19 protein-coding genes are annotated in these 19,236 nt (G+C 65.7%); 10 read left to right on the top strand and 9 right to left on the bottom strand.

Annotated elements, in window-relative coordinates; translation table 11 throughout:
• Positions 1-6: 6 nt before the first annotated feature.
• A complete protein-coding gene (locus ACNJYA_RS29685) occupies positions 7-1,221 on the bottom strand; it encodes an ABC transporter substrate-binding protein (protein WP_212254475.1) in 1,215 nt (404 codons plus the stop codon).
• A 488-nt stretch (positions 1,222-1,709) separates the two neighbouring features.
• On the opposite strand from ACNJYA_RS29685, the gene ACNJYA_RS29680 reads away from it, so the two are divergent.
• Entirely contained in the window at positions 1,710-3,011 is a 1,302-nt protein-coding gene (locus ACNJYA_RS29680; RefSeq protein WP_212254476.1) for an MFS transporter, read from the top strand.
• Here the strand turns inward: ACNJYA_RS29680 and ACNJYA_RS29675 are convergent.
• Positions 3,000-4,562 (bottom strand): hypothetical protein, encoded by a 1,563-nt coding sequence (locus ACNJYA_RS29675; protein WP_439364121.1) that lies wholly within the window; start codon positions 4,560-4,562, stop codon positions 3,000-3,002. The two genes, ACNJYA_RS29680 and ACNJYA_RS29675, sit on opposite strands and share 12 nt — an antisense overlap.
• Before the next feature lie 309 nt (positions 4,563-4,871).
• Between ACNJYA_RS29675 and ACNJYA_RS29670 the strand changes: the two genes are divergently transcribed.
• The 3 genes from ACNJYA_RS29670 to ACNJYA_RS29660 all read left to right on the top strand — a co-directional run bounded on the left by ACNJYA_RS29670 (position 4,872) and on the right by ACNJYA_RS29660 (position 7,038).
• Entirely contained in the window at positions 4,872-5,333 is a 462-nt protein-coding gene (locus ACNJYA_RS29670; RefSeq protein WP_439364120.1) for an Hsp20 family protein, read from the top strand.
• 101 nt (positions 5,334-5,434) lie between these two features.
• On the top strand, positions 5,435-5,770 hold the full coding sequence (locus tag ACNJYA_RS29665) for a hypothetical protein (RefSeq protein ID WP_439401160.1): 336 nt from the start codon (positions 5,435-5,437) through the stop codon (positions 5,768-5,770).
• A gap of 161 nt (positions 5,771-5,931) precedes the next feature.
• Entirely contained in the window at positions 5,932-7,038 is a 1,107-nt protein-coding gene (locus ACNJYA_RS29660; protein WP_212254898.1) for a trypsin-like peptidase domain-containing protein, read from the top strand.
• A gap of 283 nt (positions 7,039-7,321) precedes the next feature.
• On the opposite strand, the gene ACNJYA_RS29655 is transcribed toward ACNJYA_RS29660, so the two are convergent.
• Both ACNJYA_RS29655 and ACNJYA_RS29650 read right to left on the bottom strand, forming a co-directional pair.
• Positions 7,322-7,498 carry a hypothetical protein gene (locus ACNJYA_RS29655; protein WP_439401159.1) on the bottom strand — a complete coding sequence of 59 codons (177 nt, stop codon included), beginning with the start codon at positions 7,496-7,498 and terminating at the stop codon, positions 7,322-7,324.
• Complete coding sequence (locus ACNJYA_RS29650) at positions 7,495-7,713, bottom strand: hypothetical protein (RefSeq protein WP_212254481.1); 219 nt, start codon at positions 7,711-7,713, stop codon at positions 7,495-7,497. Before ACNJYA_RS29650 ends, ACNJYA_RS29655 begins: the two co-directional genes overlap by 4 nt.
• A gap of 265 nt (positions 7,714-7,978) precedes the next feature.
• Here ACNJYA_RS29650 and ACNJYA_RS29645 point away from each other — a divergent pair, with 265 nt between their 5' ends.
• Positions 7,979-8,380, top strand: coding sequence for a hypothetical protein (locus ACNJYA_RS29645; RefSeq protein ID WP_212254482.1), 402 nt, complete (start codon positions 7,979-7,981; stop codon positions 8,378-8,380).
• 34 nt (positions 8,381-8,414) lie between these two features.
• On the opposite strand, the gene ACNJYA_RS29640 is transcribed toward ACNJYA_RS29645, so the two are convergent.
• Together ACNJYA_RS29640 and ACNJYA_RS29635 are read right to left on the bottom strand one after the other, a co-directional pair.
• Positions 8,415-9,266 carry an HpcH/HpaI aldolase/citrate lyase family protein gene (locus tag ACNJYA_RS29640; RefSeq protein WP_439401158.1) on the bottom strand — a complete coding sequence of 284 codons (852 nt, stop codon included), beginning with the start codon at positions 9,264-9,266 and terminating at the stop codon, positions 8,415-8,417.
• Positions 9,266-9,718 carry a MaoC family dehydratase gene (locus ACNJYA_RS29635; RefSeq protein ID WP_260382499.1) on the bottom strand — a complete coding sequence of 151 codons (453 nt, stop codon included), beginning with the start codon at positions 9,716-9,718 and terminating at the stop codon, positions 9,266-9,268. The genes ACNJYA_RS29640 and ACNJYA_RS29635 overlap by 1 nt, the downstream gene beginning before the upstream one ends.
• A gap of 147 nt (positions 9,719-9,865) precedes the next feature.
• Between ACNJYA_RS29635 and ACNJYA_RS29630 the strand changes: the two genes are divergently transcribed.
• Positions 9,866-11,032, top strand: coding sequence for an acyl-CoA dehydrogenase family protein (locus ACNJYA_RS29630; protein ID WP_439401157.1), 1,167 nt, complete (start codon positions 9,866-9,868; stop codon positions 11,030-11,032).
• 6 nt (positions 11,033-11,038) lie between these two features.
• Here the strand turns inward: ACNJYA_RS29630 and ACNJYA_RS29625 are convergent, their stop codons facing one another.
• The 3 genes from ACNJYA_RS29625 to ACNJYA_RS29615 form a co-directional block, all read right to left on the bottom strand.
• Positions 11,039-12,613 carry an AMP-binding protein gene (locus tag ACNJYA_RS29625; protein ID WP_439403487.1) on the bottom strand — a complete coding sequence of 525 codons (1,575 nt, stop codon included), beginning with the start codon at positions 12,611-12,613 and terminating at the stop codon, positions 11,039-11,041.
• 33 nt (positions 12,614-12,646) lie between these two features.
• Positions 12,647-13,282, bottom strand: coding sequence for a uracil phosphoribosyltransferase (upp, locus tag ACNJYA_RS29620; protein WP_212254485.1), 636 nt, complete (start codon positions 13,280-13,282; stop codon positions 12,647-12,649).
• 268 nt (positions 13,283-13,550) lie between these two features.
• Positions 13,551-14,018, bottom strand: a complete 468-nt coding sequence (locus ACNJYA_RS29615) for a hypothetical protein (protein ID WP_439364114.1) — start codon at positions 14,016-14,018, stop codon at positions 13,551-13,553.
• A gap of 453 nt (positions 14,019-14,471) precedes the next feature.
• On the opposite strand from ACNJYA_RS29615, the gene ACNJYA_RS29610 reads away from it, so the two are divergent.
• The 4 genes from ACNJYA_RS29610 to ACNJYA_RS29595 all read left to right on the top strand — a co-directional run bounded on the left by ACNJYA_RS29610 (position 14,472) and on the right by ACNJYA_RS29595 (position 19,236).
• Positions 14,472-14,561: a K(+)-transporting ATPase subunit F gene (locus ACNJYA_RS29610; protein WP_035698142.1), complete on the top strand. Its 90-nt coding sequence runs from the start codon at positions 14,472-14,474 to the stop codon at positions 14,559-14,561.
• Between the two features lie 113 nt (positions 14,562-14,674).
• Positions 14,675-16,378 carry a potassium-transporting ATPase subunit KdpA gene (kdpA, locus tag ACNJYA_RS29605; protein WP_439401156.1) on the top strand — a complete coding sequence of 568 codons (1,704 nt, stop codon included), beginning with the start codon at positions 14,675-14,677 and terminating at the stop codon, positions 16,376-16,378.
• A gap of 26 nt (positions 16,379-16,404) precedes the next feature.
• Positions 16,405-18,519, top strand: coding sequence for a potassium-transporting ATPase subunit KdpB (kdpB, locus tag ACNJYA_RS29600; protein WP_439401155.1), 2,115 nt, complete (start codon positions 16,405-16,407; stop codon positions 18,517-18,519).
• A gap of 111 nt (positions 18,520-18,630) precedes the next feature.
• The gene (locus tag ACNJYA_RS29595; RefSeq protein WP_439401154.1) at positions 18,631-19,236 is read left to right on the top strand and encodes a K(+)-transporting ATPase subunit C; all 606 of its coding nucleotides are present in this window, start codon (positions 18,631-18,633) and stop codon (positions 19,234-19,236) included.

Genomic DNA, 19,236 nt, shown 5'->3' with positions numbered 1-19,236 from the left:
CGGGCCTCACTTTTTCAGGAGCGGACACTTGGATTCGGAGATCGGGCGGAAGGCGTCCTCGCCCTTCACGGTCTTGACGATGTCCAGATAATCCCACGGCTCCTTGGACTGCTCGGGCGACTTCACCTTGGCGAGATACATGTCGCGGATGACACGGCCGTCCTCGCGCAACTTGCCGCCGTGGACGAAGATATCCTCGATCGGCAGCTCGCGCATCTTCGCCATCACCTTGGCGGAATCGTCGGTGCCGGCCGCCTTGATCGCCTTGAGATAATGCAGCACCGAGCCGTAGACGCCGGTCTGGATCATCGTCGGCATCACCTTGGTGCGCTCGTAGAACTTCTTGGACCAGGCGCGGGTGGCCTCGTCCATGGCCCAGTAGGACGCAGTGGTCATGTAAGTGCCCTGCGCGGCCTTGAGGCCGATGGCGTGCACGTCGGTGTCGAACATCAAGAGGCCGACCAGCTTCTGGCCGCCCTGGACCAGGCCGAACTCGCCGGATTGCTTGATGGCGTTATCGGTGTCCTGGCCGGCATTGGCGAAGGCGACCACGTCGGACTTCGAGCTCTGCGCCTGCAGCGCGAAGGAGGAGAAGTCCGCGGTGTTGGTCGGATGCTTGACGCCGCCGAGCACCTTGCCGCCCATCTCGTTGATGAAGCGGGTTGCGTCCTTCTCGAGCTGCTGGCCGAAAGCGTAGTCCGCGGTGATGAAGTACCAGGACTTGCCGCCTTCCTTGATCACGGCGGACGCGGTCACCTTCGACAGCGCATAGGTGTCGTAGGTGAAGTGCACGGTGTTCGGGCTGCACAGCTCGTCGGTCAGCGAGCTCGCGCCGGGGCCGGAGAGCAGCGCGATCTTGCCGCGCTCGCGCACCATGTTGTGGACGGCGATCGCGATGCCGGAATTGGGGATGTCGACGACGGCGTCGACCTTGCCGTTGTCGAACCAGCCGCGCACGATCTGCACGCCGACGTCGGTCTTCATCTGGTGGTCCGCGCTGATGATCTCGATCGGCTTGCCGAGCACGGTCGGCCCGAATTCCTCCACGGCCATCTTGGCGGCCTCGACCGAGCCCGGCCCGGAGTTGTCGCGGCCCCAGCTCGACAGATCCGTCAGCACGCCGATCCGCACCACGTCGTCGGAGACTTGCGCGGTCGCCGCCGATGTCATGGCTGCTGAAGTCATGGCCGCGAGCATGGTGCAGGCCAGGAGCCCTCTCATTGTCGTTTCCTCTCTCTTATTGGCCGCTTGGTGCGGCAGGGTCGTTTTGTGGAGGTAAATTAGATATTGGCGAATGAGTTTGTCAATGGCGAATAAGGGGGCGGAATGGGTTCCACGATAGTTGGGCAACGTCGCGCAGGGAGCGCTAATGCATCAACACCCGTCATTGCGAGCGAAGCGAAGCAATCCAGAATCTCTCCGCGGAGGCAGTCTGGATTGCTTCGTCGCAAGGGCTCCTCGCAATGACGGGTGTCGGAGCGGCGGCACCGGACGCTCTCGCGTCCCGGACGCGCTGCAGCGCTCTAGCGCTGCTGCGCAGAGCCGGGACCCAGCAGGCCGCGCAACTCGCAGCGACATGGGCCCCGGCTCTGCAGCGCATCACTTCGTGCTGCGCAGCGTCCGGGGCACGCGAGCGACCAAGTGCGCGGGCAGGTTGCAACCCTGACCCTGATTATTCATGATGCCCACCGGAATCGTTGGGGCAGGGCATGACGACAGCAATGGGGGTCTCCGCTTCCGCGGAGAGATCGACGACGGCGCATGTGGTGTGGGCGAGTGCGCTCGGCACCGCCATCGAGTGGTACGATTTCCTGATCTACGGCACGGCGGCGGCTCTCGTTTTCAACAAGCTGTTCTTCCCGAGCTTCGATCCCTTCGTCGGCACGCTCGCGGCATTCTCGACCTATGCGGTCGGCTTCGTCGCGCGGCCGATCGGCGGCGCGATCATCGGGCATTACGGCGACCGGCTCGGCCGCAAGACCATGCTGGTCGCGACCATGATCGCGATGGGGCTCGGCACCTTCCTGATCGGCTGCCTGCCGACCTACGATCAGATCGGCGTCTGGGCCCCGATCCTGCTGATCGCCTTGCGCTTCGTCCAGGGCATCGGGCTCGGGGGCGAGTGGAGCGGCGCGGTCGTGATGGTGATTGAGCACGCCGGCAATCGCCGCGGCTTCTACGGCAGCCTGGTGCAGGTCGGCTTTCCCGTCGGCGTCGCCGCCTCCACCGGCATCTTCGCCCTGATGACGAAGCTGCCCGAGGCGGATTTCCTCAGCTGGGGCTGGCGCGTGCCGTTCCTGATCAGCATTCTGCTGGTCGGCGTCGGCTTCATCGTGCGGCTCAAGCTCGCGGAGACGCCTCACTTCAAGGAGATCGTCGAACGCAAGGAGGTGCTGGCGCAACCGGCCCTCGAAGTGCTGCGCCGCGACTGGCGCAGCTTTCTGCTCGCGATCGGGATCACGGTGTCGGAGGTCGGGCTCGCTTATCTCCTCACCGTGTTCACGGTGGTTTACGCGACGACCAAGCTTGGCCTGCCACGGCAGGTGATCCTGGACGCGGTGGTCTATGCCGCGATCGTCGAGTTCGCGACGCTGCCGCTGGCCGGCTGGCTGTCCGACATCTTCGGACGCAAGGCGCTGTACCTGGCCGGCGGCGTGTTCTCGGTGGCGTTGGCGTTCCCGCTGTTCTGGTTCCTCGACACCAAAGAGCCGGCGCTGATCACGCTTGCGCTCGTCGTCACGATGACGCTCACCCATGCGCTGCTGTTCGGGCCGAAGGCCGCGTTCATGCCGGAGCTGTTTCGCACCCAGGTGCGTTACAGCGGTGCCTCGCTCGGCGCCAACGTCGCGGCGGCGTTGAGCGGCGGCTTCTCGCCGCTGATCGCGGCTGCGCTGCTGGCATGGGCCGGATCGTACTGGGCGGTGTCGGTCTATATCGTTGCGCTGTCGGTCATCACGATCCTCGCAACGCTGATGGCGCCGGAGACGGCGCGAGACTCGCTAAGATCCTGAGCGTCGGGACAGGCAAGCCGGATTTGCAGCGTTCGGAAGCACCAGGAAGGTGATCGTTGTCGGCGCGAGCCGAAACGCGCCCGGTGGCGCTACACGTGCCTGAAGCGGCGGCAGCCGGCCATCGTTGCTCAGTGCGAGCGTCTTGCCGTTCAACTGCACCATCGTGCCCTGCAGCCGCGCCGCGTGCAGGATGTATCGCTCGGTGGAAACCGGCAGCGATAGCGTGCGCGCTGTGTTGCGGGACGTGTTGATTGCGAGCAGCGACACCGCACCTGCCTTGTCGGGATGGCAATGCGCATAAAGATGGAGATCGCGCGGAGCAGACTTGCCTGCGTCGAGCACGATCGTTCCCATCAGCCGGCGCCACAGCAGCGCGGCCCAATAGCTTGGCCGCGGCCGGAACGTCGTTTCCTCGAGCAGGCCGTAATCGCTGGCGGCCAGCGTGTTGTGCATCACCACCTGCACGCCGGCCTTCGCCAGGCGTCCGAGCTGGTCGAGATAGCGGAACGTGTCCAGAAAAGTCCGGTCCCATAAGCCGCCGCCGCAGGCAGCATCAGCCGTCTCGGTCAGCCAGATCGGCTTGCCCGGCTCGAATGCGTCGCGCAGGGCCTGGTAGGTCGCGCGTGTCGTATCCGTGCGGCCCAGCCATTGCTCCGAGAGGGCTTGCGCCGGATCGTCCTGCCCGCCGCAGCGCGGCGAGATCGTGTTGTAATGGTGATAGGAAAACCGATCGACGCCGGGACCGGATGCGGCAAGCAGATCGCGCGTGGTGAGCCCCGCCCCGGATGGCGACGGTGGATCGCCGGCCGAGCCCGGGCCGAGGATCAGCGTCTCCGGTGCGGCGCGCCGCATCCAATCGCGAAAGACCTTGAAGTCGCGGCCATAGGCGGCCGCGTCATAGCCGGCCGGTGCACCGTTCGTCGCCGCGAGCGTCGGCTCGTTCATGAATTCGGCGGCGGCGATGCGGCCACCGAGCGCGCGCGTCGCCTCGATCAGCTGCTGCGCCTGGTCCGGCGTCCAGGTGCCGTGGGCATCGCGGCTGCCGGGGCTGATCGCAAAGGAGGTGACGATCTCTGCATCGACCGCACGCGCGAACTCCACGACGCCGCGCCATTGCGCCCGGCTGAGCACCGAGCTGAATCCCGGCGGCGGCTGTCCCGGCGCCTCCGCAAAGACCGTCGCATTGGCCCAGGTGCCGCTGACGCGCAGATAGGCCGGCGACAACGCCGCCGCGAGCCGGCGTAGCCGCCCATTGGCAAGGTCGATCGGCGGGCGCGCGCTGTAACGATCCCGTTGGTCGAAGGCGCGTGCGGTTCGCGGATAAGGTGTCCAGAACCGCCCGCCGGTCACCTCCACCATTTCGATATTGTAGGACTGAAAGCGCGCATCGACCTTTCCGATCGGCGTCAGTCCGGCGGGCGAGATGGCGATGTCGTCGGCCTGCGCCGCACAGGCCGTTGCGGCGGCGAGCAGGGCAATCGCGCCGGCCGCGAGACCGGCCGGCCGCGGTCGGGACCCTGGTCTGTGGTGTGCTGCCGCCTGGTACGCCATGCGCGTTGCCCGGTGCCACAAGGCCGGAGGCAATCTGGCCTTCCCTTCGACCCGGCTATTTTATCCCTATTTTACCTTGCCGTTGCCGCCGAGAGCGTGCGGGCCCGGCGGACCACCCATGGGGACAAAAAAATTTTGCAGGCCCCTCTTGAAACCGGTTGCCGGTTTTCTAAGTCGTTTTTCGCCGCGAGAGCGGTGTGCCGGATGCCAGATCGGGTCCGGCACGGGCGCCGGGCAGGTCTTTCGGACCCGTCTGAATTCCCGCCTTGCGCTCCTTCGTATCCATCTTGCTCTTTGGAGGACTTGGTTATGAGGACCAGTTTTGACTTCGCGCCCCTGTGGCGATCCACCATCGGCTTCGACCACCTCGCCGACCTCGTCGACAGCACGCTGCGCCAGGCGACCGAGGACAATTATCCCCCCTACAACATCGAGCGTTCCGGCGAAGATCACTACCGGATCAGCCTTGCGGTAGCGGGGTTCGGCGTTAACGACATCACCGTGACGGCCGAACAGAACGCGCTCACCATCGAGGGCAAGAAGCCCGAGACCGCCGCGCGCGAATATCTGTACCAGGGCATCGCCGCGCGTCCGTTCCGGCGCGTGTTCAACCTTGCCGACTACGTCCAGGTGAAACAGGCCTCGTTCCAGGACGGGCTCCTGATCATCGACCTCGTCCGCGAGGTTCCGGAAGCCATGAAGCCGCGCCGCATTCAGATTGCGGGCGGCGCTCCCGCGGCATCGCAGATCGAGCAGAAGAAGGCAGCCTGAGCGCTCGCATGAACGTCAAGCGGGACGGCGGCGATGTGGCGCCGCCGTCTCCTCGCCAACAAGCCGTCCCCCTGGAAAGGAGCATGTGGGAGACTTAACCGATGACCAACGTGAATACCGGTTCCGGCACTCTCAATCCGCTGTTTCATCCTGCCGCCCACTACGATTCGCCCGCCGACGTCCTGAATGCCGAAGAGCTCGCTTCGCCCGAGAAGCGCGTCATCCTGTCGTCCTGGGCATCGGACATGTACGCGGTCGAATCCTGTCCCGCCTTGCGCGAGATTCCCGGCATGAGCCACACGGTCCGGCTCGCCGACATTCTGGCCGCCTTGCGCAAGCTCGACGGCGACAACGACAATGACGACCCGCCGCGCGGCGGCGGCGTGCCGATGCGGCTGCGGCGGCCATGGGCCGCCGCAGAAGGGCGGGCGGCATGATGGTCACGCCCACCGTCCTCGCCCTCGTGCTGCTCGGCCAGGCCGCGGCAGCCTGGACCGTCCCGTTTCTGGTCCTGCAGGGCATGATCGTCGCGTCAGGCGACGAAGGCTGAAGCCACGGTTTCGACCATCCCCACAACACAAGCGGCAGGGTGACGATGATGAATGCTGTGCGTCTCTTGTTCCTGGCCTTGCTGATGCTGACGCTCACGGCATCGCAGCCTGCCGCCGGCCAGATTCCGGATCTGAAGACCGGTGGCCCGGTGCCGACCCTGGCGCCGCTGGTACGTCAGGTGACGCCGGCGGTGGTCAACATCTCCGTGCACGGCCGCGTGCGCGAGGACAACCCGCTCTATCGCGACCCGCTCTTTCGCGAGTTCTTCGACGTGCCCCGGCAGATCGAGAAGGAGGTCAATGCGACCGGCTCCGGGGTGATCGTCGACGCCCAGCGCGGCTATGTGCTGACCAACAATCACGTGGTCGAAGGCACCTCCGCCGTTCAGATCACGACCAAGGACGGCCGGCAGTTTTCCGCCAAGGTCATCGGCCGCGATCCGCCGACGGATGTCGCGGTGCTCCAGGTCCAGAACCCGGTCGGGCTCAAGGCGCTTGCCTTCGGCGACAGCGACGGGCTCGATGTCGGGGATTTCGTCCTTGCGATCGGCAATCCCTTCGGCCTCGGCCAAACCGTGACCTCGGGGCTCGTCAGCGCGCTGGGCCGCACCGGCCTCGGCAAGCAGGGCTATGAGGATTTCATCCAGACCGACGCGGCGATCAATCCCGGCAATTCCGGCGGCGCGCTGGTCAGCCTGCGCGGCGAGCTCGTCGGCATCAACTCGGCGATCATCTCGCCCGCGGGCGGCAATGTCGGCATCGGCTTTGCCATTCCGGTCAACATGGCGCGCAAGGTGATGGAGCAGATCATCGTGAGCGGCCGCGTCGAGCGCGGCCGCATCGGCGTTTCGCTGAAAGACCTGCATCCGTCGGTCAACAAGGGATTGAATCAGGGTGCCGTCATCGCCGAGATCGCGGCGGATTCGCCCGCAGACAAGGCGGGCCTGCGCAAGGGCGACGTCGTGACCGGCGCCGATGACCGCCCGATCCGCACCGCCGCCCAGCTCCGCAACACGATCGGCCTCGCGCGCGTCGGCGAGGACGTGAAGCTCACGCTGCTGCGCAATGGTGCGCCGTTCACCGCCACCGTCAGAGTGGCGCCGGCAGCCGAGCCGAGCAGCGCGCTCGCAGGCCCCAATCGTCTCGTCCGCTGAAACGAATGCGCCGACGAACCGCGGAAGCGGTTCGCCCCCTGCGTCGGCAGGGCTATCGCATACGACTTGTAGCGGCGGCCGGTGCGCCCGCCTCGTCCTTCGAGACGGCGCTGACGCGCCTCCTCAGGATGAGGCTCATCAGCGACAGTGCCTCTTGAACTGTAGCCACGCACTCCGTCCTCATCCTGAGGAGCCCGCCTCAAGCGGGCGTCTCGAAGGATGGCCGCGGGAAGGGCTCTCAAATGCGATAGCCTTGGGGTGTCGTGCCGTGTGATCTCCCATCTCAAGCCGCGCGGTGATTCCATTCGCCTTGCAGGTCCCGGATCAGCCGCCGCTCGCGTTCGATGCGCTGGCGATAGAGCTCGCGCTCATGCTCGCTCTTGGCGCTGGCAAGAAGCAGCTCGTAATGGCCAATGACCCTCTCGCTGCCGCGGATGAGCAGGTCGCGCTGGCTGTTCATTGCGCCATCCCCATTGCGCCAGCCGGCGCCTCAGAGGCGCGGAGGCCGACGGGAAAGGTCGCTGCGGTCAGGCCATCGAGCGCCGATTGCTCTTCGGCGAGGCGTCTCTCGATGAACTGGCGCTCCAGCTGCGACAACCTGGTCTTCAGCAGGCGCCGGTAGCGGTGGATGTTGTTGCGGTGCGCACGAATGCGGGCCAGATTCTCATCGAGCATCGTCGTCTCTCCAGACGGTCGCGTTGGATCCTTTGGTTGTGCGAGGATGAGAAGGTCTCTTCTCGGCGAAAAAAATATTCAGCGCGCGAGCGCTGTCAAGATCTTGGCGCGCCTGTCCTTGTTGCTGGCTCCTGGAGATCGACGATCGGCCAATCGACCTGTCCGGACGGCCGGTTCCGGGCGCGATTGCCTTTTGTTGGCCGGCAAGTGAACCTCGTGTGGCCATATTTGAGCAGGAGTGATCTGTCGCGAGGGAGGCGCTCCGATGAACAAGGCACTGATCACTGCTGTCGCAATGCTGGCCTGTGTGCCCGCGAGCGCGCTCGCACAGGAGCGCGCGGGCGATGCGGCGCTGGGCGCGGTCTCGGGTGCGGTCGTGCTGGGCCCCGTCGGTGCGGTCGCCGGAGCCTTGATCGGCTACACGGCCGGACCGTCGATCGCCCGTTCCTGGGGCCTGAGAGGCTCACAGTCGGCAAGGCAGCGGCAGCCGCCGCCGCGTCGTGCCGCCGCGACCGGCAGCCCGTCGCGCACGCGCGAGGCGATGGCCGCCAACGGCCAGATGAGAGCTGCCGGCAATTCGGCCCCGCCGGTCCAGGCTCCGCCGGTTCAAGCCGCGCCTGCCGCGCCGGCGCAATCGCCCGCACCGCCCGTTCAGGCATTCGATTAAGGCCGCCAACTTCAGGCCGCAGCCTACGCCCGCTCTAGGCCTCGCCGAGAATTTTCTTCGCCGCGCGAAGGTGCGGCTTGTCGATCATCTGGCCGTCGAGCCGCAGCGTGCCGGAATTGGGATTGCTCGCGAAGGCCGCGATCACCTTCTCCGCCCAGGCGCGCTCGGCCCCCGTCGGCGCGAAGGCCGCGTTGACGATGTCGACATGCTTGGGATGGATCAGCGCCTTGGCCGAAAAGCCGTCGCGCCGCGCGGCGCGCGTCTCCTGCTCGAGGCCGGCGAGGTTGTCGATGTCGGTGTAAACCGTGTCGATCGGCGCGACCTCGGCCGCGGCCGCCGCCATCAGGCAGAGATCGCGCGCCAGGCGATAGGGGCTGTGGAACACGCCGCCGCTCGCCTTCTCGGTGGCGCCGAGCGAGGCGGAGAGATCTTCCGCGCCCCACATCAGGCCGGCGAGGCGAGGGGAGCAGCCCTTGTAGCTGCCGAGACCGAAGATCGAGCCGGCGGTCTCCGTCGCGACGCAGACGATGCGGGTCGAACCGATCGCGATGCCGGCAGCGGCTTCTAAAGCCTCGAGCCAGGTCGCGACCTGCCGCACGTCGTCGCCGCCTTGCGATTTCGGCAGCACGATGCCGTCAGTCCTGCCCGGCATCACCGCGGCGAGATCCGCCAGCGTCAGGCCGGTGTCGAGCGCGTTGACGCGGACATAGAGCTGATGCGGGCCGGGGCGGCTCTTCAGCATCGAAAGCGTGAGCTCACGCGCTTCCGCCTTCTTCTCGGCGACGACGGAGTCCTCGAGATCGATGATCAGCGCGTCGGCCTTGCCTTCGCTCGCCTTCTCGAATTTGCGCGGGGAATCGCCCGGCACGAACAGCATCGAACGCATCAGACCGGCCTCTTGTGCATCATCGCCATGCGGCGGCATTTACCGACGATCTCGTCGTTCTGGTTCAAAGCGTGGTGCTCGAACTCGACGAGGCCGGCCGTGGGCCGCGATCTGGATTCCCGCACCGAGAGCACCTTTGTCGTGGCCCGCAACGTGTCGCCATGGAAGACCGGCTTTGGAAAGGTGACGTCGGTCATACCGAGATTGGCGACGGTGGTGCCCAAGGTCGTATCATAGACCGTCATGCCGATCATGATGCCGAGCGTGTAAAGGCTGTTGAAAATGCGCTGGCCGAACTCGGTCTTCTCGGCGAAATGCGCGTCGATGTGCAGCGGCTGCGGGTTGAGCGTCAGCAGGCTGAATAGGGTGTTGTCCATCTCCGTGACGGTCCGGGTCAAGGGATGCCTGAACTCCTGGCCCACGGAAAAGTCCTCGAAATAAAGTCCGGCCATCGCGGTTTCCTCCCTGCGAAATAACGGCGCGCTCTTGCCGTCGCGCCGCATGACCCCATGCATGGTAGACACACTTCGCGGGCAAATTCACGTATCTGCATGCGGTTTTTCGAGCTAAAGAACGCAAGGCGAAGGGAGATCAAGGCCATGGATTTCGCGCTCACCGATCAGCAGGAAGCCATTCGCGACGCCATCGCCAAGATCTGCGAAGGCTTTCCCGACGCTTATTGGCTGAAGAAGGACCACGACGGCGGCTTCCCGCACGACTTCCACAAGGCGCTGGCGGATGCCGGCTGGCTCGGCATCTGCGTGCCGGAGGAATATGGCGGCTCCGGGCTCGGCATCACGGAAGCCGCGATCATGATGCGCACCATCGCCGAGTCGGGCGCCGGCATGTCCGGTGCCTCGGCGGTGCACATCAACGTGTTCGGACTCAATCCCGTCGTCGTGTTCGGGACCGAGAAGCAGCGCAGGCGCATGCTGCCGCCGATGGTCGAGGGCCGCGAGAAGGCGTGCTTCGCCGTCACCGAGCCGAACACCGGCCTCAACACCACGCAGCTGAAGACCCGCGCGGTCGCCAAGAACGATCGCTACATCGTCAACGGTCAGAAGGTGTGGATCTCGACCGCCCAGGTCGCACACAAAATCCTGCTGCTGGCGCGCACCACGCCGCTGGAGGAGGTGCGCTCGCCCACCCACGGCCTCAGCCTGTTCTACACCGATTTCGATCGGAACAGGATCAAGGTCCACGAGATCGAGAAGATGGGCCGCAAGATCGTCGATTCCAACGAGTTGTTCTTCGAGGACTTCGAAATCCCGATGGAGGATCGGATCGGCGAGGAAGGCAAAGGCTTCGAGTACATCCTCGAAGGCATGAATCCGGAGCGCATTCTCATCGCGGCCGAGGCCGTCGGTCTCGGCAAGCTCGCGCTGTCGCGCGCGACCGAATACGCCAAGACGCGCGTCGTGTTCAACCGCCCGATCGGCAAGAACCAGGGCATCCAGCATCCGCTCGCGGTGAACTGGGTCGAATTGGAAGCGGCCTGGCTGATGGTGATGTCGGCGGCCTGGCAATACGACAAGGGCATGCCCTGCGGCGCGGCGGCCAATGCCGCAAAATATCTGGCGGGCGAAGCGGGCTTCTCGGCCTGCGAGCAGGCGGTGATGACCCATGGCGGCTTCGGCTACGCCAAGGAATTCCACGTCGAGCGCTATTTGCGCGAGGTGCTGATCCCGCGCATCGCGCCGGTCAGCCCGCAGCTTGCGCTCAGCTTCATCGCGGAAAAGGTGTTGGGGCTCGCGAAGTCGTATTGAACGAGTCTATTCGGCGGCGATCCGCTCCATCGCCATGGCGCGAAGCCTGGCGCGCTGGATCTTCACGCCGTTGGCGCTGTCGGTGACGGGGAAGGCGTCCACGACATAGATCCGCGCCGGCACCTTGTAGCCGGCGAGCCGCTCGCGCAGACGCGCGATCAGCGTCTCCTGCGTTGGTGGCTCCGTCGTCGGGATCACGAAGGCGACGCAGCGCGCCTGCCCCTTGAGATCGACTGCGACGACCTGGGCGTCGGCGACGCCAGCGCAGGATTTGAGCTCGTCCTCGATCTCGCCCGGTGCGACCAGGAAGCCGCCAAGCCGCATCGCATCGCCGGCGCGGGTCTCGTAGACGAACGAGCCGTCGCCGCGCAGCCGGCCGATGTCGCCGGTACGGAAGAAGCCGTCGGCGGTGATCGCCTCGCGCGTCGCCGCAGGATTGTTGAAGTAGCCGAGAAAGCGCGAGGGCGCGCTGATCTCGATCTCGCCGGAGACGAGGCTTCCGGCGAGCTCGCCGGTCTCGACATCGCGCACGCGGACTTTCGCGTCGGGCGACATCGGCCAGCCGCCGCCCTCGATCCGATCGGCGAAGGCATCATTGGGGCGGCCGATCGAGAACAGCGCCTGCACCTCGCTCGAACCGTAGAGGCCGAACAGCTTCAGGCCGCGCGCCTCGGCCTCCGCAGCCAGCTCGCGCCAGCCGGGCTGGAACGCGGCGAAGCCGCAGACTTCGAGATGCGGAAACGGGCGTGGCGCATCGGTGAGGGCGAGGATGCGCCGGAACATCTCGTCCGAGCCGAAGGCATGCGTGATCGGTTGCGTGCTGAGGATCTGCAGGGCCGGCGCGGCCTCGAAGGCGTCGAGCACATGAATGGTTGCACCGGCTGCGAGGAAGCCGAGCAGGCTCGTCATGCCGAACGTGCCGCAGAACGGCAGGATGGCCAGCAGCGAATGACGGTGGTGATCGAGCTGGAGCGCGCGGGCGACGGAGGCGGCGTGCGTCGCCAGCGTCGCTTGCGAATGCGCGACGAGCTTCGGCCCCTTGGTGGTGCCCGACGTCGTGTAGAGCAGCACGGGCAGGTCGACATCATCCTGGATCGGCGGAGGGGGCGGGTAGGGCGTCTCGAAGGCATCCAACCGCACGCAGGGCCAGTGCGCCGGCAGCGCATTTGCGCCGACCACCGCCAGCCGTTGCAGCGCGGGCACTTCGGCCTTGCCGATATCGGCGAGGATTGCGGCAAAGTCGATCGCGCGGAATGCGGCCTCGACCACCAGCAGCTTCGCGCCTGATAGTTTGAGCAGGTGCGCGACTTCCGCGCTGCGATAGCGCGTATTGACGGCGGCGACGATCGCGCCGAGCCGTGCGGCGGCGAACAACAGTGCGAGCCATTCGACCCGGTTGACCAGCCAGACCGCGACGACGTCGCCCTTGCCGATGCCTTGCGCCGCAAGCCAGGCGGCGGTCTGCTCGATCTTCGCCGAGAATTCCGCGCGCGAGACGGCGTTGCCGTCGAAGACCAAGGCAGGATCGGCCGCGCTCTTGATCCGGAGCAGCGATTGCAGCGAAACGTCGTTGGCGCTCATGGCCATCGGACTAACCCGATCGCGAAAACCTGTCTACTTGGTGCCGAACATCCGGTCGCCGGCATCGCCCAGGCCCGGCACGATGTAACCGTGGTCGTTGAGCCGCTCGTCGATCGCGGCGGTCCAGATCGGCACGTCGGGATGCTCGCTCTGGAACTTGGCGATGCCCTCGGGCGCGGCTAGGAGGCAGACGAAGCGGATATCGCGGGCGCCGCGGGCCTTGAGCAGGGAGGCGCCGGCGCAGGCCGAGTTGCCGGTCGCCAGCATCGGGTCCATCAGGATCACGGTGCGGTCGGACAGGTCCTGCGGCGCCTTGAAGTAATATTCCACGGCCTGCAACGTCTCGGGGTCGCGGTAGAGCCCGATATGGGCGATGCGTGCCGAGGGCATCAGCGCCAGCATGCCGTCGAGAAAGCCGACGCCGGCGCGCAGGATCGGCGCCAGCGTGAGCTTCTTGCCGGCGATCTTGGGCGCCTGCATGGCCGCAATCGGCGTCTCGATCTCGACCAGCTCCAGCGGCAGGTCGCGCGTCACCTCGTAGCCGAGCAGCATTCCGATCTCGTTCAGGATCTCGCGGAAGCTCTTGGTCGAGCGGTCCTTCTCCCGCATCAGGGAGAGCTTGTGCTGGACCAGGGGATGGACGACGACATTGACGTTGCTGATGCTCATGAAACCGCTCTACACGGTTCCGTGAAACTGCGCCAGATCGGCCAGGTACTTTTAGGCAAAGCCTTTTCTGCGGGATAGGCGGCCTCAACCGGGCATCGCGACCGCGGTTGCTCACTTCACAGGCAGCCATGGTCAGCTCGCGGTCGATCGCGTGCGAGATCGGACGAGCTAGACCCCGTGCCTCGCGCCGCCCTCTGTCAGACCTGAAGTAGCCTGTGATTTCCACGAAGAATCGATCGACGGCGCCGAGGCTGATTGGCGGACGGGCCTAGCCGAAATGATCGCAGGCGACCGGCTCATAAAGTGGGTCCAGCATCGGACGGACCGAAGGAACGCTCGGTCGCGATGCGTCGGCGGTCAGCGCCCGCACCTCGACGAATGCCGACAACAGGGCGAGCGCGAGGTCGGCATGGCGTGCCTCGACTGCGGCATCCAGCCAATCCGGCAGCTCGCGCTCGCGCGACAGCGCGCAATGCCACTCGCCGTCATCGTAGGCGATGCGGCGGACCTGCCACATCGGCAGCTCCAGCTCCATCACAACCAGTGCGGCATCGGCCCATGCCCCGACATCGATCAGGCGCGTGAGGCGTGCGGTGCGCTCGCTGTCTCCGAGCGAAGGGATGCGCCGGCAGGCGTGTCCGATGATGTCGAGCATCAGCGGCCGCGTCGTCGCATGTGCCTTGCGCAGCCGCTCGGCGAGCGAGGGGAGATCGAGCGGGTGGAGAGCGGCGGTCATGTCAGGCCTCCTGGAATGGCGTCGGTCAGTCGGCCGGCCTCGCCAAAATGGCCTGGAGGGGATTTGAAAACGAGATGGGGTTCGGGCGAGAGATATAGGGATTCCATAAGTGGACGGGGCCTTCCGGGCAGCGCGATCGTCCCTCGACTTTCGTTCTTGCCAGGGCCGCCCGCCGAGACGGGCCGGCCTTTATGAGATTCCTATAACGTTGTCATAGGCCTCATCTCGAAAACCTATGGGCGCGGTGGCACCTCAGCGCGGTGAAGTTTCCGGCCGCGCCGCGATCAATCGCAGCAAGCGGCCAGCCGGAATCCAGAGACGGCTATGCCGGACATCGTCTCGCTTGAGGAGTATCGCCATGATGGACCTTTTGATGCTGGCGCTGGGCTTCGTCTTCTTTGCCCTCGCGATCGGCTACACCTATGCCTGCGAACGGCTGTGAGGGAGCGGACCATGATCTTCGATTATGCGCTCGCCGGCGCCGTTTCGTTCGGCCTCCTGATCTATCTCACCTATGCACTGCTGCGGCCCGAGCGGTTCTGACGCCGTGCTGCTGCTCGTCGAATTGCTGCTGGCCGACGCTGCGCTCGTCTCGGGCCTGCTCGCGCTGCTTCTGCCGCACTTGCGCCGGACCAAAAGCCTGAAGGGTTGATGCCATGACTGTGATCGGTTGGTTCCAGATCATCCTCTATTGCGCGATCGTGGTCGCGCTGACCAAGCCGCTCGGCTGGTACATGACGCGCGTATTCAAGGGCGAACGCACCTTCCTGTCGCCCGTCCTGCGCCCGATTGAAGCCGGCATCTATTGGATCTCCGGCGTCGACGAGAAGCGCGAGCAGCACTGGCTCACCTACACGGTCGCGATGCTGCTGTTCCATGTCGGCGGCTTCCTCATCATCTATGGCCTGTTGCGGTTCCAGGCCGTGCTGCCGTTCAATCCGGCCGGGCAATCGGCGGTCGCCGAGGATCTGTCCTTCAACACTGCGATCTCCTTCATCACCAACACCAACTGGCAGAATTACGGCGGCGAGAGCACGGTTTCGTATCTCGTCCAGATGGTAGGCCTGACGCACCAGAACTTCCTGTCGGCGGCAACCGGCATCGCGCTGGCGGTGGCACTGATCCGCGGCTTCTCGCGCGCCTCGATGCGCACGGTCGGCAATTTCTGGGTCGATGTCACCCGCACCACGCTCTACGTGCTGCTGCCGATCTGCGTCGTCTACACGCTGTTCCTGGTCTGGCAGGGTATGCCGCAGACGTTGGGCGATTACGTCGAGGCGACGACGCTCGAGGGCGCCAAGCAGACCATCGCGGTCGGCCCGGTCGCTTCGCAGGTCGCGATCAAGATGCTCGGCACCAACGGCGGCGGCTTCTTCAATGCCAACGCTGCGCATCCTTTCGAGAACCCGACCGCGCTGTCAAATTTCGTGCAGATGCTGTCGATCTTCCTGATCGGCGCAGCCATGACCAACGTGTTCGGCCGTATGGTCGGCAACCAGCGCCAGGGCTGGGCGATCCTCGCCGTGATGGGCGTGCTGTTCGTCGCCGGCGTCGCTGTCACCTATTGGGCGGAAGCCAATGGCACCTCGACGCTCCAGGCGTTGGGCCTGACCGGCGGCAACATGGAAGGCAAGGAGGTCCGCTTCGGCATCGTCGCCTCCTCGCTGTTCGCCGTGATCACGACGGCGGCGTCCTGCGGCGCGGTCAACGCCATGCATGACAGCTTCACCGCGCTCGGCGGCATGATCCCGCTGATCAACATGCAGCTCGGTGAGATCATCATCGGCGGCGTCGGCGCCGGCCTCTACGGCATGCTGCTGTTCGTCGTGCTCGCGATCTTCGTCGCTGGCCTGATGGTCGGGCGCACGCCGGAATATGTCGGCAAGAAGATCGAGGCGCGCGAGGTCAAGATGGCGATGCTCGCAATCCTGGTGCTGCCGCTGATGTATCTCGGCTGGACCGCGGTCGGCGTGGTCTATCCGGCGGCGGTCGCCTCGATGGCCAATGCCGGCCCGCACGGCTTCACCGAGGTGCTCTACGCCTTCACCTCGGCGACCGGAAACAACGGCTCGGCGTTCGCGGGCCTCACCGGCAACACCTTCTTCTACAACCTCACGCTCGCATCCGCGATGTTCGTCGGCCGCTTCTTCATGATCATCCCGGCGATGGCGATTGCGGGATCGCTCGCGGCCAAGAAGTCGATTCCGCCGTCGGCGGGTACGTTCCCGACCACCGGCGGGCTGTTCGTCGGCCTGGTCGTCGGCGTGATCCTGATCATCGGCGGCCTCACCTTCTTCCCGGCGCTCGCGCTCGGCCCGATCGTCGAGCACCTCGCGATGAACGCCGGCCAAGTGTTCTGACTTCTGATTGGTTTGGAGTGACCTCCATGGAAACGATGAAACTGCAAAAGCGCGCTCCGATGTCGGCGATGCTCGATCCCAGGATCGTGCTCCCTGCGATCCGGGCGTCCTTCACCAAGCTCGACCCGCGGCTGATGGTGAAGAACCCCGTGATGTTCGTGGTCGAGATCGTCGCCGCGCTCACCACGGTGATCTTCCTGCGCGACCTCGTCACGGGCGGAGCGAGCCTCGGCTTCACCTTCCAGATCATCCTCTGGCTCTGGTTCACGGTGCTATTCGCCAATTTCGCTGAAGCCGTTGCGGAAGGCCGCGGAAAGGCGCAGGCCGAATCGCTGCGCAAGACCCGCACCGAGAGCCAGGCCAAGCTTTTGACCGGCGCCGGCCAGGCTTTCAAGCTGGTGCCGGGCACCAGCCTGAAGGTCGGCGACATCGTGCTGGTCGAAGCCGGCGACACCATTCCGTCCGACGGCGAGGTGATCGAGGGCGTCGCCTCCGTCAACGAGGCCGCCATTACCGGCGAGTCTGCGCCCGTGATCCGCGAATCCGGCGGCGACCGTTCGGCGGTGACCGGCGGCACGCAGGTGCTGTCGGATTGGATCCGGGTGCGCATCACGGCAGCCCAAGGCTCGACCTTCATCGATCGCATGATCAAGCTGGTCGAAGGCGCCGAGCGGCAGAAGACGCCGAACGAGATCGCGCTCAACATCCTGCTCGCCGGCCTCACCATCATCTTCGTGTTCGCCACCGTCACCATTCCGAGCTACGCGGCCTATGCCGGCGGCTCGATCTCGGTGATCGTGCTGGTCGCGCTGTTCGTGACGCTGATCCCGACCACGATTGGCGCGCTGTTGTCGGCGATCGGCATCGCCGGCATGGACCGCCTGGTGCGCTTCAACGTGCTGGCGATGTCGGGCCGTGCGGTCGAGGCCGCCGGCGACGTCGACACGCTGCTGCTCGACAAGACCGGCACCATCACGCTGGGCAACCGGCAGGCGACCGCGTTCCGTCCCGTTCGCGGCGTGACCGAGCAGGAGCTGGCGGATGCCGCCCAACTTGCCTCGCTCGCAGACGAGACACCCGAAGGCCGCTCCATCGTCGTGCTGGCAAAGGAGAAATACGGCATCCGCGGCCGCGACATGGCGGAGCTGGGTGCCACCTTCATCCCGTTTACGGCGCAGACCCGCATGAGCGGCGTCGATGCCGGCGGCTCGTCGGTGCGCAAGGGCGCGGTCGATGCCATGCTCAATTATGTCGGCGGCGGCGCGCCGCTGGCGGTTGCCTCCGGCAACACGGCGCGGGCGATGCAGCCTGCTGCGCTCTCGGAGGTGGGCCGTGAGACCCAGGCCATTGCCGATGAAGTCTCGAAATCCGGCGGCACGCCGCTGGCTGTCGCCAAGGACGGCAGGCTGCTCGGGATCGTCCAGCTCAAGGACATCGTCAAGGGCGGCATCCGCGAGCGCTTCGCCGAGCTGCGCCGCATGGGCATCCGCACCATCATGATCACCGGCGACAACCCGATGACGGCGGCCGCCATCGCCGCGGAAGCCGGCGTCGACGATTTCCTGGCGCAGGCAACGCCCGAGGACAAGCTCAAGCTGATCCGCGACGAGCAGGCCAAGGGCAAGCTGGTGGCGATGTGCGGCGACGGCACCAACGACGCGCCGGCGCTCGCCCAGGCCGATGTCGGCGTCGCCATGAACACCGGCACCCAGGCCGCCCGTGAGGCCGGCAACATGGTCGACCTCGACTCCAACCCGACCAAGCTGATCGAGGTGGTCGAGATCGGCAAGCAGCTGCTGATGACGCGTGGCGCGCTGACGACCTTCTCGATCGCCAACGACGTCGCCAAATATTTCGCGATCATCCCGGCGATGTTCCTGGCGTTCTACCCGCAACTGAGCGTGCTCAACGTCATGAACCTGTCGAGCCCGCAGAGCGCCATCCTGTCGGCGATCATCTTCAACGCGCTCGTCATCATCGCCCTGATCCCGCTCGCGCTGAAGGGCGTCGCCTACCGCGCCGTCGGGGCCGGCGCGCTGCTCCGGCGTAACCTCTTGATCTACGGGCTCGGCGGCATCGTCATTCCCTTCATCGGCATCAAGGCGATCGACCTCGCGGTAACCGCGTTGCGCTTGGCTTAACCCCGTCATTGCGAGGAGCGAAGCGACGAAGCAATCCAGACTGCCGCTGTGGAAAGACCCCTGGATTGCTTCGCTTCGCTCGCAATGACGAAAAGACAGAGGAGACCTAACATGCTCAGAGAAATCCGCCCCGCCATCGTCCTGCTGCTGGCGCTCACCGCCATCACCGGGCTTGCCTATCCGCTCGCCATGACCGGCATGGCCGGCGCGCTGTTTCCCGTGCAGGCGCAAGGCAGCCTGATCGAGAAAGACGGCAAGGTGATCGGCTCCGCCCTGATCGGGCAGGAGTTCAAAGACGACAAATATTTCCACGGCCGCCCCTCGGCGACGCTGGCGCCGGACCCGAACGACTCGGCCAAGACGGTGTCCGCGCCCTACAATGCCGCCAATTCGGGCGGCTCCAATCTCGGCCCGACCAGCAAGGCGCTGGCCGACCGGTTGAAGGAAGATGTGGACAAGCTCAGGCGCGAGAATCCGAACGCCTCGGTGCCGGTCGACCTGGTGACGACTTCGGCCAGCGGCCTCGATCCGAACATCTCGCCGGAAGCGGCGCAATTCCAGGTGCCGCGCGTGGCGAAGGCGCGGAGTCTGCCCGAGGATCAGGTCAAGCAGCTTGTGACCGCCAGCACCGAAGCCCGCCTGCTCGGCCTGCTCGGCGAGCCCAGGGTTAACGTTCTGGCGCTGAATCTCGCGCTCGATCGCATGGCCGCGAAGTAG

This window comes from Bradyrhizobium sp. BLXBL-01 (genome assembly GCF_051853025.1).
Lineage (GTDB): Bacteria > Pseudomonadota > Alphaproteobacteria > Rhizobiales > Xanthobacteraceae > Bradyrhizobium.
Note: the sequence above shows the minus strand (reverse complement) of the source record. Positions and strands in the feature narration are given on the sequence as shown.

What these genes read in the sequence shown, in the direction of transcription:
- ACNJYA_RS29685 (WP_212254475.1), bottom strand. Translation starts at nt 1,221, where the DNA reads ATGAGAGGGCTCCTGGCCTGCACCATGCTCGCGGCCATGACTTCAGCA.
- ACNJYA_RS29680 (WP_212254476.1), top strand. Translation starts at nt 1,710, where the DNA reads ATGACGACAGCAATGGGGGTCTCCGCTTCCGCGGAGAGATCGACGACG.
- ACNJYA_RS29675 (WP_439364121.1), bottom strand. Translation starts at nt 4,562, where the DNA reads ATGGCGTACCAGGCGGCAGCACACCACAGACCAGGGTCCCGACCGCGG.
- ACNJYA_RS29670 (WP_439364120.1), top strand. Translation starts at nt 4,872, where the DNA reads ATGAGGACCAGTTTTGACTTCGCGCCCCTGTGGCGATCCACCATCGGC.
- ACNJYA_RS29665 (WP_439401160.1), top strand. Translation starts at nt 5,435, where the DNA reads ATGACCAACGTGAATACCGGTTCCGGCACTCTCAATCCGCTGTTTCAT.
- ACNJYA_RS29660 (WP_212254898.1), top strand. Translation starts at nt 5,932, where the DNA reads ATGAATGCTGTGCGTCTCTTGTTCCTGGCCTTGCTGATGCTGACGCTC.
- ACNJYA_RS29655 (WP_439401159.1), bottom strand. Translation starts at nt 7,498, where the DNA reads ATGAACAGCCAGCGCGACCTGCTCATCCGCGGCAGCGAGAGGGTCATT.
- ACNJYA_RS29650 (WP_212254481.1), bottom strand. Translation starts at nt 7,713, where the DNA reads ATGCTCGATGAGAATCTGGCCCGCATTCGTGCGCACCGCAACAACATC.
- ACNJYA_RS29645 (WP_212254482.1), top strand. Translation starts at nt 7,979, where the DNA reads ATGAACAAGGCACTGATCACTGCTGTCGCAATGCTGGCCTGTGTGCCC.
- ACNJYA_RS29640 (WP_439401158.1), bottom strand. Translation starts at nt 9,266, where the DNA reads ATGCGTTCGATGCTGTTCGTGCCGGGCGATTCCCCGCGCAAATTCGAG.
- ACNJYA_RS29635 (WP_260382499.1), bottom strand. Translation starts at nt 9,718, where the DNA reads ATGGCCGGACTTTATTTCGAGGACTTTTCCGTGGGCCAGGAGTTCAGG.
- ACNJYA_RS29630 (WP_439401157.1), top strand. Translation starts at nt 9,866, where the DNA reads ATGGATTTCGCGCTCACCGATCAGCAGGAAGCCATTCGCGACGCCATC.
- ACNJYA_RS29625 (WP_439403487.1), bottom strand. Translation starts at nt 12,613, where the DNA reads ATGAGCGCCAACGACGTTTCGCTGCAATCGCTGCTCCGGATCAAGAGC.
- upp (WP_212254485.1), bottom strand. Translation starts at nt 13,282, where the DNA reads ATGAGCATCAGCAACGTCAATGTCGTCGTCCATCCCCTGGTCCAGCAC.
- ACNJYA_RS29615 (WP_439364114.1), bottom strand. Translation starts at nt 14,018, where the DNA reads ATGACCGCCGCTCTCCACCCGCTCGATCTCCCCTCGCTCGCCGAGCGG.
- ACNJYA_RS29610 (WP_035698142.1), top strand. Translation starts at nt 14,472, where the DNA reads ATGATCTTCGATTATGCGCTCGCCGGCGCCGTTTCGTTCGGCCTCCTG.
- kdpA (WP_439401156.1), top strand. Translation starts at nt 14,675, where the DNA reads ATGACTGTGATCGGTTGGTTCCAGATCATCCTCTATTGCGCGATCGTG.
- kdpB (WP_439401155.1), top strand. Translation starts at nt 16,405, where the DNA reads ATGGAAACGATGAAACTGCAAAAGCGCGCTCCGATGTCGGCGATGCTC.
- ACNJYA_RS29595 (WP_439401154.1), top strand. Translation starts at nt 18,631, where the DNA reads ATGCTCAGAGAAATCCGCCCCGCCATCGTCCTGCTGCTGGCGCTCACC.